Here is a 14,897-nt window from a genome sequence, read left to right as displayed (position 1 = left end):
GGCCGGCGCGAAACTCTTCTAACGCATCAATCCCGAAACGTCTGTCGCCAGACCTCAGACCGCAACCAGACGCACGCTGGCCCCCTCGCCCACCCCCAGCGCCTCGGCGGCTGCAGGGCTCAGGCTGACGGGTTTGCCCGGCACCCAGTCCAGGTCCAGCAGTACAGCGCGGTAGTCCTGCAACTGGCCGTTGCACACCAGGTACGGGCGCCCGCCCTTGACCGGGGTGTCCTCGAGCTTCACCGGCACCACCCGGCTCTGGGCGATCGAGCGGATGCCCGAGGTACGCGCATGCAAGGTCGGGCCGCCATCGAAGATGTCGATGTAGTGCTCGGTCTCGAAGCCTTCGCGCATGAGGATGTCGAAGGTAATCTGCGCCCTCGGATGCACCTGGCCCATGGCTTCCTGAGCCAGGTCAGGCAGCAGCGGCACGTATATCGGGTAGTGCGGCATCAGTTCGGCGAGGAAGGTGCGGCTTTTAAGGCCGCACAGGCGCTCGGCGTCGGCGTAATTGAGGTCGAAGAAGTTGCGGCCGATGGCATCCCAGAACGGCGACTCACCCTGCTCGTCGCTGTAGCCGACGATCTCGGTCACCACCGAGTCGGCGAAACGCTCCGGATGAGCGGCCATGAACAGCAGGCGGCCACGTGAATTGAGCTCGGCCCAGCCACTGTTCACCAGTTCCGGCAGCACATAGAAGCTGGTCAGCAGGCTGTTGCCGGTCAGGTCATGGCACAGCGACAACACGTGGATCTTGTTGTGGATCTTCAGCTCGCGCGAGGCGTGCACGAAGGTCTCGTTACGAAAGCTGTAGAACGGCTCGGAGTAGCCGGCCGAAGCTACGATGGCCGAGCAACCGGCCAGCTTGCCGGTTTCGCTGTCCTCGAGCACGAAGAAGTAGCTTTCTTCACCGTTGAAGCTGACCTCGGCGGCGAAGGAAGTCTCGGATGCGGCGATCTTGTCGCCCAGGCGAGCGGTGTCGTCCGGCAGCGAGGTGACACCAATGGGGCTGTCTGCAGCCATGCGCTGCACTTCGTTCAGATCAGCCATTTGCGCGGGGCGCATCACCAGCATGGTGTCACTCCTTTGGAATACGGGCCGCTCACGGCAGCACGGAAAAACGGCAGGTGCACCGGCACCTGCACTGGAATCGGGTATCACCGGCCCGGTGCAGACTCGGGTTGAGCCTGGGCCAGGGCCGGTGAAGGGACTGCAGGCGGATCAGCCCTTGGTCAGGGTGGCCACGGCGCGCTCGAAGCGGTCCAGGCCTTCGTCGATGTCGGCGTCTTCAACCACCAGGCTTGGCGCGAAGCGGACCACGTCCGGGCCGGCCTGCAGCACCATCACGCCTTCTTTCTCGGCGGCGTTGAGCACGTCCTTGGCCTTGCCTTTCCAGGCCTCGGTCAGCACGCAGCCCAGCAGCAGGCCAACGCCACGCACCTGGCTGAACAGGTTGTACTTCTGGCCGATCTGCTCCAGGCGGACCTTGAAGCGCTCATGCTTGGCCTTGATGCCGGCCAGGGTTTGCGGGGTGTTGACCACGTCCAGCACCGCGCAGGCGACAGCGCAACCCAGCGGGTTGCCGCCGTAGGTAGTGCCGTGGGTGCCGACGGCCAGGTGTTTGGCCAGCTCGGTGGTGGTCAGCATGGCACCGATAGGGAAACCGCCGCCCAGGCTCTTGGCGCTGGTGAGGATGTCCGGGGTAACGCCGTAGTGCTGGTAGGCATACAGCGAACCGGTACGGCCAACGCCGGTCTGCACTTCGTCGAAGATCAGCAGGGCGTTGTGTTCGTCACACAGTTTGCGCGCGCCCTCCAGGTAGGCCTTGTCGGCCGGCACCACGCCGCTCTCGCCCTGGATAGGCTCGATCACCACGGCGCAGGTCTTGTCGGAAATCTGTGCCTTCAGCGCTTCCAGGTCGTTGTACGGCACATGGCTGATGCCGGTGATCTTCGGGCCGAAGCCATCGGAGTACTTCGGCTGGCCACCGACGCTGACGGTAAACAGGGTACGGCCGTGGAAGCTGTTCACGGTGGCGATGATTTCGTGCTTTTCCGGGCCGAAGCGGTCATGGGCAACGCGACGGGCCAGCTTGAAGGCGGCCTCGTTGGACTCGGCGCCGGAGTTGCAGAAGAACGCTCGGTCGGCAAAGGTTGCGTCCACCAGCTTGTGGGCCAGGCGCAGGGCCGGCTCGTTGGTGAACACGTTGGATACATGCCAGAGGGTGTTGGCCTGCTCGGTCAGGGCCTTGACCAGTGCCGGGTGGCAGTGGCCCAGGGCGTTGACCGCGATACCACCGGCAAAGTCGATCAATTCGCGACCCGACTGGTCCCAGACGCGGGAACCCTCGCCTCGCACAGGAATGAAGGCCGCCGGAGAATAGTTGGGGACCATGACCTGGTCGAAATCGGCACGTTGCACCGGGGCTTGCTCAACGGACATCTGAGTCTCCTGAAGAGGAACGCTGGCCTGGAAGTGGCGAGCGATGGGGGGATTGTAAGGACTGATCCGCGCCTGTCCTTGCGGCCAAGCGACAACTTGTTACAGCGCAAAACCCAGTTTTGACAAGGCTTTCGGCAATGCGACAAACACTGTCGCAATCGCGCAGTGTACGGGAGAGAGGGGGCTGGGTGAACGGGTGTACACATATAGAAGCGTGGTTGCCTGTACCGGCCGATTCGCGGGCTCGCCCGCTCCCACAAGTGCCCCGTAACCATCAAGGCCTGTGGTGATTCTGTGGGAGCTGGCTTGCCAGCGATAGGGCCAGTACAGACTACAGGGCAATCAGCCTTTTTCGGCAGGCGCCGAGCTCAGTTCGAACGGGCTGCTGCTACGCCGCTGGTTGCGATCCTCCCGCGGCGTTGCGCCAAAGAAGTTGCGGTAGGCACTGGAAAAATGCGGCCCTGAGGAAAAGCCGCAGGACAGCCCGATCTGGATGATCGACTTGCTGGTCTGCATCAGCATCTGCCGCGCCTTGTTCAGGCGCAGCTCCAGGTAGTACTGGCTCGGCACGCGGTTGAGGTACTGTTTGAAGATACGCTCCAGTTGCCGGCGCGAAACGCACACGTGCTGGGCAATTTCGTCGGTGGTCAGTGGCTCTTCAATGTTGGCCTCCATCAACAGCACCGCCTGGGTCAGCTTGGGATGGCTGGAGCCCAGGCGGTTCTGCAACGGAATGCGCTGGCGCTCGCCACCCTCGCGGATGCGCTCGACCACCAGCTCCTCCGACACCGCTCCGGCCAACTCCGCTCCATGGTCACGAGCCAGCACCGCCAGCAGCAGGTCGGTCACGGCCATGCCGCCACAAGCGGTCAGGCGATCACGGTCCCAGTCGAACAGGTGGCTGGTGGCGATCACCTTGGGGAAGCGCTCGGCAAAATCATCCTGCCAGCGCCAGTGCACCGCAGCCCGGTAACCGTCGAGCAGGCCCAGCATCGCCAGGGGGTAGACCCCTGCCGACAGGCCACCGATCATGCAGCCACTGCGCGCCAACTGCTTGAGCGCCGCCGACAACGCCGCCCCCACCGCCGACGGCTGCTCGTCAGCCAAAAGGAACAGCTTGTGGCACCCCTCAAGGCGGCCGTTCCACGGTTCGCCCGGCAAGCGCCAGCTACCCTCTTGCGCCGGCTCCGCCTGCAGGAAGACCAGCTCGTAGGCCACCTCCGGGTGCACCCGCTGCGCCACCTGCAACACTTCCTCGGCCAGCGCCAGGGTCAAGGGCCTGGTGCTGGGCCAGATGAGAAAACCGATTCGCTGGGTGGTCATAGGGTGCGGTCCGAAACCTGAGGTCGTTCGAGTCTGTGCGCCGGGTCAGGCTGCGCTCGCCGCGCAGCATGCCCTATTCTGGTGCAAATTTGCAGTTTTTACTTCAGGCTGCCGGAGAGGAACTGCTTCAGGCGCTCCGACTGCGGGTTGGCAAGCACTTCGCGCGGGCAGCCGGTTTCCTCCACCAGGCCCTTGTGCAGGAACACCAGTTGGTTGGACACTTCACGGGCAAAGCCCATCTCGTGGGTAACCACCACCATGGTGCGGCCTTCCTGGGCCAGCGCCTGCATCACCTTGAGCACATCGCCCACCAATTCCGGATCCAGCGCCGAGGTCGGCTCGTCGAACAGCATGACCTCCGGCTCCATGGCCAGCGCCCGGGCAATTGCCACACGCTGCTGCTCGCCGCCGGACATGTGCCCCGGGAAGGCGTCCTTGCGATGAGCGACACCCACCTTGGCCAGGTAGTGCTCGGCCTTTTCCAGGGCTTCCTTGCGGTTCACGCCCAGCACGTGCACCGGCGCTTCGATGATGTTTTCCAGCGCTGTCATGTGCGACCACAGGTTGAAGTGCTGGAAAACCATCGACAGGCGCGAGCGCATGCGCTGCAGCTGACGCGGGTCGGCGGCCTTGAGCGCGCCGTCCTTGCCCGGTACCAGCTTCAACTCTTCGTTGTTGAGCAGGATCTTGCCGGCGTGCGGCTGCTCCAGCAGGTTGATGCAGCGCAGGAAGGTCGACTTGCCCGAACCGCTGGAGCCGATGATGCTGATGACATCGCCTGCCTTGGCCGACAGGGACACGCCCTTGAGCACTTCATGGCTGCCGTAGCGCTTGTGCAGGTCTTGGACTTCGAGTTTGTACATGCTGTCGATTCTCACAAAGCGGTCAGTGCTTGCGCGGCGCCAGGTAGCCGAGCCAGCGGCGTTCGGCCATCTTGAACAGGCGCACCAGGATGAAGGTCAGGCACAGGTAGAACACGCCCGCCGTGATATAGGCCTCGAAAGGCAGGTAGTACTGCGCATTGACCGTGCGCGCAGCGCCAGTGATGTCGATCAGGGTGACGATCGACGCCAGGCTGGTGGTCTGCAGCATCATGATCACTTCGTTGCTGTACTGCGGCAGCGCCCGGCGCAGGGCCGACGGCAGCAGAATGCGCCGGTACATCTTCATGCGCGACATGCCCATGGCCTTTGCCGCCTCGATTTCGCCATGGGGCGTGGCCTTGAGGCTGCCGGCGATGATTTCGGCGGTATAGGCACTGGTGTTGATACCGAACGCCAGGCAGGCACAGAAGGTAGCGCTGGACAGCAGCGGCCACAGGAAGCTTTCGCGCACCGCCTCGAACTGCGCCAGGCCGTAGTAGATCAGAAACAGCTGCACCAGCATCGGCGTGCCGCGGATCACGTAGGTGTACAGCCACGCCACGAGGTTGACCGCTGGCAGCCTGGACACCCGCATCAGGCCCAGCGGAATGGCCGCCAGCAGCCCGAAGAACAGCGAAATCGCCAGCAGCTTGAGGGTGGTCAGCAGGCCGCCGAAGTACATCGGCAGTGCCTCCCAGACGACGTTGTAGTCGAAGATCATAGTTCAGCCACCTTGACGCCCACCGAATAGCGGCGCTCGAGATACTTCAGGGCCAGCAGCGAGATGCTGGTCAGCACCAGGTACAGGGCCGCCACCGCCAGGAAGAAGGTGAAAGGCTCGCGGGTGGCGTCGGCCGCCTGCTTGGCCTTGAACATCATGTCCTGCAGGCCCACTACCGAAATCAGCGCGGTGGCCTTGGTCAGCACCAGCCAGTTGTTGGTGAAGCCCGGGATCGCCAGGCGAATCATTTGCGGCACCTGGATGCGGAAGAACACCTGGCGGTTGCTCATGCCATACGCCACGCCCGCTTCGGCCTGGCCTTTCGGGATACCGAGGAATGCACCGCGGAAGGTTTCCGAAAGATAAGCACCAAAGATGAAGCCCAGGGTACCGATACCCGCGATCAGCGGATTCAGGTCGATGTAGTCTTCATAACCGAGCAGCGGCGCAACCCGGTTGATGATGTCCTGCCCGCCGTAGAAGATCAGCAGGATCAGGACCAGGTCCGGAATACCACGAATCACCGTGGAATACAGATCGCCCAGCCAGGCCAGCCAGCGCACCGGCGACAAGCGCAGCGCCACACCGATCAGGCCGAGCACGATGGCCAGGGCCATCGACGACAGGGCGAGCTGAAGCGTCAGCCACGCCCCGTCGAGGATGACTGCCCCGTAGCCTTTCAACATGATGAGGTCCTCGACCTAGAGAATGAAAAATGGTGCAAACCTCAGAGCTTCTGCTGTTTGCACCATTGCACAGGTGAAACCCGACGTCTTAGTTCGAGTCTGGACCGTAGATGTCGAAGTTGAAGTACTTCTTCTCGATTTCTTTGTACTTGCCGTTGGCACGGATGGCATCGATCGCCGCGTTGATGCGGTCGACGTTGGCCTTGTCACCCTTGCGCACGGCGATACCGATGCCGTCACCGAAGTACTTGGCGTCGGTGAAGGACGGGCCTACGAAGGCGAAGCCCTTGCCGGCGTCGGTCTTGAGGAAGCCGTCTTCCAGCAGGGTGGCGTCAGCCACGGTGCCATCGAGGCGGCCAGCCGCCACGTCCAGGTAGATTTCGTTCTGGGTGCCGTAAGGGACCACGGTGGCACCTTTGGCGCCCAGCACTTCCTTGGCGAAGCGGTCGTGGATCGAGCCGCGCTGCACACCAATCTTCTTGCCCTTGAGCTCATCCAGGCTGTCGCTGACGGCGGTACCTTCCTTCATCACCAGGCGCGCCGGGGTCAGGTAGTAGCGCTTGGTGAAGTCGACCGATTTCTTGCGGTCGTCGGTGATCGACATGGACGACAGGATAGCGTCGATCTTGCGCACTTTCAGCGCCGGGATCAGGCCGTCGAACTCCTGCTCGACCCAAGTGCACTTGGCCTTCATCTCTTCGCACAGGGCGTTGCCGATGTCGTAGTCAAAACCGGCAATGCTGCCGTCTGGCTGCTTGAAGGCGAAGGGTGGATAGGCGGCTTCGATGCCGATTTTCAGCGGTTTTTCATCGGCCTGCGACACCAGGGAAAACACGGACAGCGCCAGGGCGCCAAGCAGTGCGAGCTTCTTCATCAGGTAACTCCATCGGTACTGGGCAATACAAGGCAGGTAACGGCTGCCCGATATGCGAATGGGTACAACGCGAGCCGCGCAGGGTTCGACCAAGGTCGCAGACCACGAGCGAGTGAGTGGCATTTTAACGACAGCCCGGTAGTCGATATTTCTTCAAAGCGACAACTACTTACAGAAGCGCTTGAAACCGAAGCGGGCGATGTTGACAGCCATTGCAAAATATGCAAGAGCGCAAGAAATAGAACCTATAGTACTAGCAATTCCCGGGCCTATTATTGGCAAAGCCTTGTATTACGGCAAGTGCAGCGTGCTGCGTTGCAAAAAAAGGCTGTGAAAACGCACCGAAACAGGCCGGAATTGTTTCCTGGCGCCCCGATCTTGTGCGGCGCCGGTGACAGAATAGTTACCGATGAATGTCGGGTAACAGTAAAGCAAAAACCCCGCCGGTTTCCCGGGCGGGGTTTTATTGGTACAGCACACGCCTTACCCTGTGGGAGCGGCTTCAGCCGCGAACACCGGCAACGCCGGTGCCATCCACCGCGCTGGGCTCTCCGCGGCTAAAGCCGCTCCCACAGGGATCGCACAAAGCCTTCAGCGTGCACCAGCCCTCTATCAGGCCGAAGCCAGGCTCATGGCCTTGTGCGTATCGATCAGGTGCTGCACCACGCCCGGGTCGGCCAGGGTCGAGATATCACCCAGGGCATCGTACTCACCCGTGGCAATCTTGCGCAGGATGCGGCGCATGATCTTGCCCGACCGTGTCTTCGGCAGCCCCGGCGCCCACTGGATCACATCCGGCGAGGCGATCGGGCCGATTTCCTTGCGCACCCAGTTCTTCAGCTCCAGGCGCAGCTGCTCGCTGGCCTCGATACCGGCGTTGAGGGTGACATACACATAGATGCCCTGCCCCTTGATGTCGTGCGGTACACCCACCACCGCGGCCTCGGCAACTTTCGCATGCGCCACCATGGCACTTTCGATCTCGGCAGTACCCATGCGGTGACCGGACACGTTCAGCACGTCATCCACGCGGCCGGTGATCCAGTAGTAGCCATCCTCGTCGCGGCGCGCACCGTCACCAGTGAAGTACATGCCACGGAAGGTCTTGAAGTAGGTATCGACGAAACGGTCGTGGTCGCCGTACAGCGAACGCGACTGGCCCGGCCAGGAATCGAGGATCACCAGGTTGCCTTCGGCAGCGCCCTCGATCAGGTTGCCCAGGTTGTCCACCAGCGCCGGCACAACGCCGAAGAACGGGCGGGTTGCCGAGCCCGGCTTGAGGCCGGTAGCGCCCGGCAGCGGGCTGATCAGGATGCCGCCGGTCTCGGTCTGCCACCAGGTGTCGACGATCGGGCAACGCTCCTTGCCCACGGTCTTGTAGTACCAGTTCCAGGCTTCGGGGTTGATCGGCTCACCCACCGAGCCCAGCAGGCGCAAGCTGGAGCCATCGGCACCTTCAACAGCAGCCTGCCCTTCGGCCATCATCGCGCGGATGGCGGTTGGCGCGGTGTAAAGGATGTTGACCTTGTGCTTGTCGACGATCTTCGACACACGGGTGATGTCGGGATAGTTCGGCACGCCTTCGAACAGCAGGGTGGTGGCACCGTTGGCCAGCGGGCCGTAGACGATGTAGCTGTGGCCAGTGACCCAACCCACGTCGGCGGTGCACCAGTACACCTCGCCCGGGCGATAGTCGAACACGCGCTCATGGGTCAGCGCGGCGTATACCAGGTAGCCGCCAGTGGTGTGCAGCACGCCCTTCGGCTTGCCGGTGGAGCCGGAGGTATAAAGGATGAACAGCGCTTCCTCGGCACCCATCTCTTTCGGTGCACAGTGGCTGGAGGCGACCTTCATCAGGTCTTCGTACCAGATATCGCGGTGCTGGTGCCAGGCAATGTCGCCGCCGGTGCGCTTGCACACGATGATCTTCTGCACGCTGTTGGTTTCAGGGTTGGTCAGCGCCAGGTCGACGTTGGCCTTGAGCGGGGTACGCCGGCCACCGCGCACACCTTCGTCGGCGGTAATCACGACCTTGGACTTGCAGTCGATGATACGGCCGGCAAGCGCCTCGGGCGAGAAGCCGCCGAACACCACCGAATGGATCGCACCGATACGGGCACAGGCCAGCATGGCGACCACGGCCTCGGGGATCATTGGCATATAGATGGTGACCACGTCACCACGGTGCACGTCCTGGCCACGCAGGGCGTTGGCGAACTTGCAGACCTGCTCGTGCAGTTCGCGGTAGGTGATGTTGCGGTGCTCGGAAGGGTCGTCGCCTTCCCAGATGATGGCCAGCTGGTCGCCGCGCTCTTCAAGGTGGCGGTCCAGGCAATTGGAGGAAACGTTCAGAGTGCCGTCGGCGAACCATTTGATATCGACGTGGTGGTCGTCGAAGGAGGTCTGCTTGACCTTGGTGAACGGCTTGATCCAGTCGATGCGCTGGGCCTGCTCGCGCCAGAAGCCGTCCGGGTTGATCACCGATTGCTGGTACATGGCCTTGTAAGTGGCCTCGTCGGTCAGGGTGGTGGCCGCAACCTCGGGACGAACGGGATACAGTGGAGCCGCACTCATCTGTGTTACCTCGGTGTAATAGTTGTTTTTGTATGGAACCGTTTGTAACTGTACCAGAGCGACAAAAGCCATTCGACGTTGGTAGTAATTTGGTACGCCCGTCCCGACAAAGCGCTCTGGCACGCACCTTACAGCCCAGACGAGAAAATACGGGGGCGGTTTATCAGAGGATTGTTACAGATTCTGTCAAAACACTTTATCAAAAGACCCACTGTTTCAGTCTTGGCGGCAGCCATAAAATTCACTTCGCCAGCAACGGCAAGGCGATTAACAACTGGTAACAGCCCCCACGAAGGCAAGCGTTAATCCCCATCCAAACCCGATAGTTGAAACTAGCAATACTCGCGGCGCCATAAGCGCCGCGTGCCCCCTCACGACCTTAGACAGGTAAATTGAAAATGAAAGCTTTACTGGTATTGGTACTTGGCAGTCTTTGCGGCGCGGCGATGGCCGGCGAAGCCAAAGATGCCGAGCAGATTCCGGTTGAACAGTACAGTTACTCGCAGCACCTGGACATTGCCCGCGTCATTTCCATGAGCGAAGTGCCCAATGTGTGCGAAGTCGTGCCAGCCCGCATGACCTACGAGGACTCCAAGGGCCAGAAGCACATTCTCGAATACCGCGTGATGGGGAACGGCTGCTCGAACGGCTGACACCTTGTGAATTGGGGGCCCTGCGGGCCCCTTTCGCGACACAAGGCCGCTCCTACAGGTACTGCGCAGGCTTCAAACATTGCGCAGTACCTGTAGGAGCGGCCTTGTGTCGCGAAAGGACTGCGCAGCAGTCCCGCCTTTTATATAGGCGGATTAATCTGCAGACTTGCCAAGTGAATAATCCCTCAACTTGTTGGCAATAGTCGTATGCGAAACACCCAGTCTTTTACCTAAAGCCCGACTACTGGGGAATTCCCCCATCAAACTTTCCAGCACCGCTTTTTCAAAGCGCCCGACAATCTGCGAAAGATCCCCGTCCAGCGAAAACTCACCCAGCGGTTGGCGCACACCGTAATCCGGCAAACGTATATGTTCACTTTTGACCACGCCGCCTTCGCATAACGATACCGCCTGGAACAACACGTTTTCCAACTGCCTTACATTACCCGGCCAATGATACTGCCCGAGTTTGTCCATTGCCGCCGGCGCCAGGCGCGGCATGGCGCAGCCGATCTGTCGGCTGGCCTGGTCAAGAAAGTGCTGCACCAGCCCTTCCAGGCCATCCATGCATTCGCGCAATGGCGGAATGTGCAGTGACAACACATTGAGCCGGTGATACAGGTCCTGGCGAAACTCGCCACGGGCACACAATTCGGACAAATCCACCTGGGTCGCGCAGATCACCCGCACATCCAGGTACACCTCTTCATCGCTGCCGACACGACGGAAGCAGCCATCCTGCAGAAAACGCAGCAGCTTCACCTGCAGACGCGGGCTCATCTCCCCTACCCCGTCAAGGAACAGCGTGCCGCCGGCGGTCAGCTCCAGCAGCCCCAGCTTGCCCTCGGCCCGCGCCCCTTCGAATGCCCCGGGGCCGTAACCGAACAGCTCGGTCTCGGCCATCGATTCGGGCAACCCGGCGCAGTTGAGCGCCATCAGCGGCGACTGGCCGCGCGGGCTGGCCAAATGGCAGGCACGCGCCAGCAACTCCTTGCCGGTGCCGGTCTCGCCCTCGATCAGCAATGGCGCATCCAGCGGCGCCATGCGCCGCGCCTCGCGTACCACCGCAGCCATCACCCGCGAACTCTGGAAGATACTGTCGAAACCGCGCAGCTCCTGCTTGCGTACGTTATAGATGCGCTCACCGATACGGTCGGCGCGGTGCAGGGTCAACACCGCGCCAGCCAGCGCCTCGCTGTCGTCGTGCTCGGACTGCAGCGGCGCGATATCGGCCAGGAACACATCGCCCTTGACCTTGATACGCAAGCCATTGATGCGCGACTTGTTGGCGCGCACCAGCTCTGGCAGGTCGAAGTCCTCCACATAGCGCGCCAGCGGCATGCCCGGCACTTCGTCCACACGCACCCCCAGCAGCTGCGCAGCAGCACGGTTGGCGGCAACGATGCTGCCGCCCATGTCGATCGACAGCACCGGGAAGTCCAGCGCCCCCAGCAGCGCATTCAGCTCCATGTGCCGGCGCTCGCTGGGCATCAGCCCCACGCGCTTGACACCGAATACTCCGGCAATCGCCTCGAACTTCGGCCGCAGCGCCTGGAACTGCAAATTGATCAGGTTCGGACAATGCAGGTAGATGGCGTTGCCATGGTCTCCACCCACCTCGCCGCGCAGCACGTTGATGCCGTACTCCACCAGCAGGTTGAGGATGTCGCGCAGGATGCCAATACGGTTCTGGCAATGCACTTTGATACGCATGAGGGCTCTCGAAGCGCCAATGTTTTTCAACACCGCGCGGAAAAGTCGTAAAGATAAGCTGACAAAACCAGCCGAAGCTTCGGCCAGATGCCTCGGATTTTCCGACACTTGCGCCTTTTTGTAAAATTATCGTTACGAAAACATTGCCCAAAGCCAGCCCAACCCACTGGTCCACCTCGTGCAAAGCGGCCGGTGAAGGGATATTCCTAAGGCATGTCCTGCACATAACAAGAAAAGCCCTCACCAGGAGAGCCACATGAAACAGACGCAATACGTGGCACGCGAGCCCGATGCGCATGGTTTTATCGATTACCCGCAGCAAGAGCATGCGGTATGGAACACCCTGATCACCCGTCAGCTGAAAGTGATCGAAGGCCGCGCGTGCCAGGAATACCTGGACGGCATCGACCAGCTCAAGCTGCCTCATGACCGTATTCCGCAACTGGGCGAGATCAACAAGGTGCTGGGCGCCACCACCGGTTGGCAGGTTGCCCGAGTCCCGGCGCTGATCCCCTTCCAGACCTTCTTCGAACTGCTGGCGAGCAAGCGCTTCCCGGTGGCCACCTTCATCCGTACCCCGGAAGAGCTCGACTACCTGCAAGAGCCCGATATCTTCCACGAGATCTTCGGCCACTGCCCGCTGCTGACCAACCCCTGGTTCGCCGAATTCACCCATACCTACGGCAAGCTCGGCCTGGCCGCGACCAAGGAACAACGCGTGTACCTGGCGCGCCTGTACTGGATGACCATCGAGTTCGGCCTGATGGAAACCGCGCAGGGCCGCAAGATCTATGGCGGCGGCATCCTCTCGTCACCAAAGGAGACCGTCTACAGTCTGTCTGGCGAACCCGAGCACCAGGCCTTCGACCCGATCGAAGCCATGCGCACACCGTACCGTATCGACATACTGCAGCCGTTGTATTTCGTACTGCCGAACATGAAGCACCTGTTCGACCTGGCCCACGAAGACATCATGGGCATGGTTCACAAAGCCATGCAGCTGGGCCTGCACGCACCGAAGTTTCCACCCAAGGTCGCTGCCTGAGCGACCTTGCCGATAACAACTCGAACCGGAAAACACCACATGAATGCCTTGAACCAAGCCCATTGCGAAGCCTGCCGCGCCGACGCACCGAAGGTCACCGACGACGAGCTGGCCGAGCTGATTCGCGAAATCCCGGACTGGAACATCGAAGTACGTGACGGCCACATGGAGCTGGAGCGCGTGTTCCTGTTCAAGAACTTCAAGCACGCCCTGGCGTTCACCAATGCCGTGGGCGAGATCGCCGAAGCCGAAGGCCACCATCCGGGCCTGCTGACCGAGTGGGGCAAGGTCACCGTGACCTGGTGGAGCCACTCGATCAAAGGCCTGCACCGCAATGACTTCATCATGTGCGCACGCACCGACAAGGTGGCGGAGACGGCTGAAGGCCGCAAGTAAGCACTGAAAGAATGGGGCCCGATGGCCCCATTTTTTATGGAAAACATGTCCGCTGTTCGCCCGCAAAACCGACAAGCGACCGCTAAAAAATCCAAACTGTCATCCAGACTTGTGTATCCTGCCCCAGCTTTGCAAAGCTTCAAACGCGCCTGGCGCAGACTTTTCACTCACACTTGCGAGGAACGACGAGATGCATGAAATCCCGAATCTTCCCTTCCCAAGCCTGAACCCAGAAGAGCCAACCGTGACCGTTCACGCCGAACCGGCAGCTGCCGTCGAGCAGGATGGTGACGATCAATCCAGCGCTGACCAGGAATAACCGCGCATCCCCCGACTGTGTGAAAACGGCTGACCTGCGGGCTACCCCCGTCATCACGTTTTCACACCGTCCAGAACCCACGTAGGCCCTCATGCCCCACTCACCGCACTTCCTTGCGGTCACCCTGCAAGTCGTCTCCATCGTCCTCTTCACCTTCATCGGCTACCTGAACATCGGCATCCCGCTGGCCGTATTGCCCGGCCATGTGCACAACGATCTGGGCTTCAGTGCCGTGGTCGCGGGGCTGGTGATCAGCGTGCAGTACCTGGCCACCCTGCTCAGCCGCCCCACCGCCAGCCGCATCATCGACAATCACGGTAGCAAGAAGGCGGTCATGTATGGCCTGGCCGGCTGCGGGCTCAGCGGGGTGTTCATGCTGGCCTGCGCCTTCCTCATCCACCTGCCCTGGCTGAGCCTGGCCTGCCTGCTGGTCGGCCGCCTGGTGCTCGGCAGCGCCGAAAGCCTGGTGGGCTCTGGCGCCATTGGCTGGGGCATTGGCCGTGTAGGTGCCGAAAACACGGCCAAGGTCATTTCCTGGAACGGCATCGCCAGCTATGGCGCGCTGGCCATCGGCGCTCCGCTGGGTGTGCTGATGGTCAGGAACCTGGGGCTGTGGAGCATGGGCGCGAGCATCATCCTGCTATGTGCGCTCGGGTTGCTGCTGGCCTGGCCCAAACAGGCCGCGCCGATCGTCAGTGGCGTGCGCCTGCCGTTCCTGCGGGTGCTGGGCAAGGTGTTCCCGCACGGCTCGGGGCTTGCCCTGGGCTCGATCGGCTTTGGCACCATCGCCACCTTCATCACCTTGTATTACGCCAGCCGCGGCTGGGCCAATGCGGCACTGACCCTGAGCCTGTTCGGCGCCAGCTTCATCAGCGCTCGGCTGCTGTTCGGCAACCTGATCAACCGGCTTGGCGGGTTCCGGGTGGCGATTGCCTGCCTGTCGGTGGAAACGCTTGGGCTGCTGATGCTGTGGCTGGCGCCCAGCGCCGAACTGGCGTTGGCAGGGGCCGCGCTGAGCGGGTTCGGCTTCTCGCTGGTGTTCCCGGCACTGGGGGTGGAGGCGGTGAACCAAGTGTCGGCGGCCAACCGCGGGGCGGCGGTGGGGGCTTATTCGCTATTCATCGATTTGTCGTTGGGGGTGACCGGGCCGCTGGTTGGCGCGGTGGCGGCGGGGTTCGGGTTTGCTTCGATGTTTCTGTTTGCGGCAGCGGCGGCGGCTTGCGGGCTGGTGTTGAGCCTGTATCTGTATCGGCAGGCATCATCTTCAAGGCATGCACGGGACTTGTAG

Annotated in this window: 14 protein-coding genes; 5 read left to right on the top strand and 9 right to left on the bottom strand. The window is 61.7% G+C overall.

Going from position 1 to position 14,897, the window contains the following annotated elements:
* Positions 1–54 precede the first annotated feature (54 nt).
* The 8 genes from aruF to acs all read right to left on the bottom strand — a co-directional run bounded on the left by aruF (position 55) and on the right by acs (position 9,483).
* On the bottom strand, positions 55–1,074 hold the full coding sequence (gene aruF / locus IRZ77_RS05795) for an arginine/ornithine succinyltransferase subunit alpha (RefSeq protein WP_085601600.1): 1,020 nt from the start codon (positions 1,072–1,074) through the stop codon (positions 55–57).
* A 147-nt stretch (positions 1,075–1,221) separates the two neighbouring features.
* Positions 1,222–2,442 (bottom strand): aspartate aminotransferase family protein, encoded by a 1,221-nt coding sequence (locus IRZ77_RS05790; RefSeq protein ID WP_046614628.1) that lies wholly within the window; start codon positions 2,440–2,442, stop codon positions 1,222–1,224.
* Positions 2,443–2,784: 342 nt separating this feature from the next.
* The gene (argR, locus tag IRZ77_RS05785; protein WP_108481255.1) at positions 2,785–3,765 is read right to left on the bottom strand and encodes a transcriptional regulator ArgR; all 981 of its coding nucleotides are present in this window, start codon (positions 3,763–3,765) and stop codon (positions 2,785–2,787) included.
* 98 nt (positions 3,766–3,863) lie between these two features.
* Complete coding sequence (locus tag IRZ77_RS05780; protein ID WP_025340127.1) at positions 3,864–4,628, bottom strand: ABC transporter ATP-binding protein; 765 nt, start codon at positions 4,626–4,628, stop codon at positions 3,864–3,866.
* A gap of 22 nt (positions 4,629–4,650) precedes the next feature.
* On the bottom strand, positions 4,651–5,349 hold the full coding sequence (locus tag IRZ77_RS05775; RefSeq protein ID WP_046614630.1) for an ABC transporter permease: 699 nt from the start codon (positions 5,347–5,349) through the stop codon (positions 4,651–4,653).
* Positions 5,346–6,035 (bottom strand): ABC transporter permease, encoded by a 690-nt coding sequence (locus tag IRZ77_RS05770; RefSeq protein ID WP_003260113.1) that lies wholly within the window; start codon positions 6,033–6,035, stop codon positions 5,346–5,348. The genes IRZ77_RS05775 and IRZ77_RS05770 overlap by 4 nt, the downstream gene beginning before the upstream one ends.
* A gap of 88 nt (positions 6,036–6,123) precedes the next feature.
* Positions 6,124–6,909 (bottom strand): ABC transporter substrate-binding protein, encoded by a 786-nt coding sequence (locus IRZ77_RS05765; RefSeq protein ID WP_046614631.1) that lies wholly within the window; start codon positions 6,907–6,909, stop codon positions 6,124–6,126.
* 612 nt (positions 6,910–7,521) lie between these two features.
* On the bottom strand, positions 7,522–9,483 hold the full coding sequence (acs, locus tag IRZ77_RS05760) for an acetate--CoA ligase (RefSeq protein ID WP_015271271.1): 1,962 nt from the start codon (positions 9,481–9,483) through the stop codon (positions 7,522–7,524).
* 398 nt (positions 9,484–9,881) lie between these two features.
* Here acs and IRZ77_RS05755 point away from each other — a divergent pair, with 398 nt between their 5' ends.
* Positions 9,882–10,136: a DUF2790 domain-containing protein gene (locus tag IRZ77_RS05755; RefSeq protein WP_003260110.1), complete on the top strand. Its 255-nt coding sequence runs from the start codon at positions 9,882–9,884 to the stop codon at positions 10,134–10,136.
* 153 nt (positions 10,137–10,289) lie between these two features.
* Here the strand turns inward: IRZ77_RS05755 and IRZ77_RS05750 are convergent, their stop codons facing one another.
* Entirely contained in the window at positions 10,290–11,849 is a 1,560-nt protein-coding gene (locus IRZ77_RS05750; RefSeq protein ID WP_025340129.1) for a sigma-54-dependent phenylalanine hydroxylase transcriptional regulator PhhR, read from the bottom strand.
* A gap of 256 nt (positions 11,850–12,105) precedes the next feature.
* Here IRZ77_RS05750 and phhA point away from each other — a divergent pair, with 256 nt between their 5' ends.
* From phhA to IRZ77_RS05735, 4 genes are all read left to right on the top strand, one after another.
* Positions 12,106–12,894, top strand: coding sequence for a phenylalanine 4-monooxygenase (phhA, locus tag IRZ77_RS05745; RefSeq protein ID WP_108481256.1), 789 nt, complete (start codon positions 12,106–12,108; stop codon positions 12,892–12,894).
* Positions 12,895–12,933: 39 nt separating this feature from the next.
* Positions 12,934–13,290, top strand: a complete 357-nt coding sequence (locus IRZ77_RS05740) for a 4a-hydroxytetrahydrobiopterin dehydratase (RefSeq protein ID WP_008096719.1) — start codon at positions 12,934–12,936, stop codon at positions 13,288–13,290.
* Between the two features lie 190 nt (positions 13,291–13,480).
* Entirely contained in the window at positions 13,481–13,609 is a 129-nt protein-coding gene (locus IRZ77_RS27075) for a hypothetical protein (RefSeq protein WP_015271274.1), read from the top strand.
* 91 nt (positions 13,610–13,700) lie between these two features.
* The gene (locus tag IRZ77_RS05735) at positions 13,701–14,897 is read left to right on the top strand and encodes an MFS transporter (protein WP_196173085.1); all 1,197 of its coding nucleotides are present in this window, start codon (positions 13,701–13,703) and stop codon (positions 14,895–14,897) included.

Source organism: Pseudomonas pudica (assembly GCF_015680405.1).
GTDB lineage: Bacteria > Pseudomonadota > Gammaproteobacteria > Pseudomonadales > Pseudomonadaceae > Aquipseudomonas > Aquipseudomonas pudica.
This window is presented reverse-complemented; position numbering and strand designations above follow the sequence as displayed.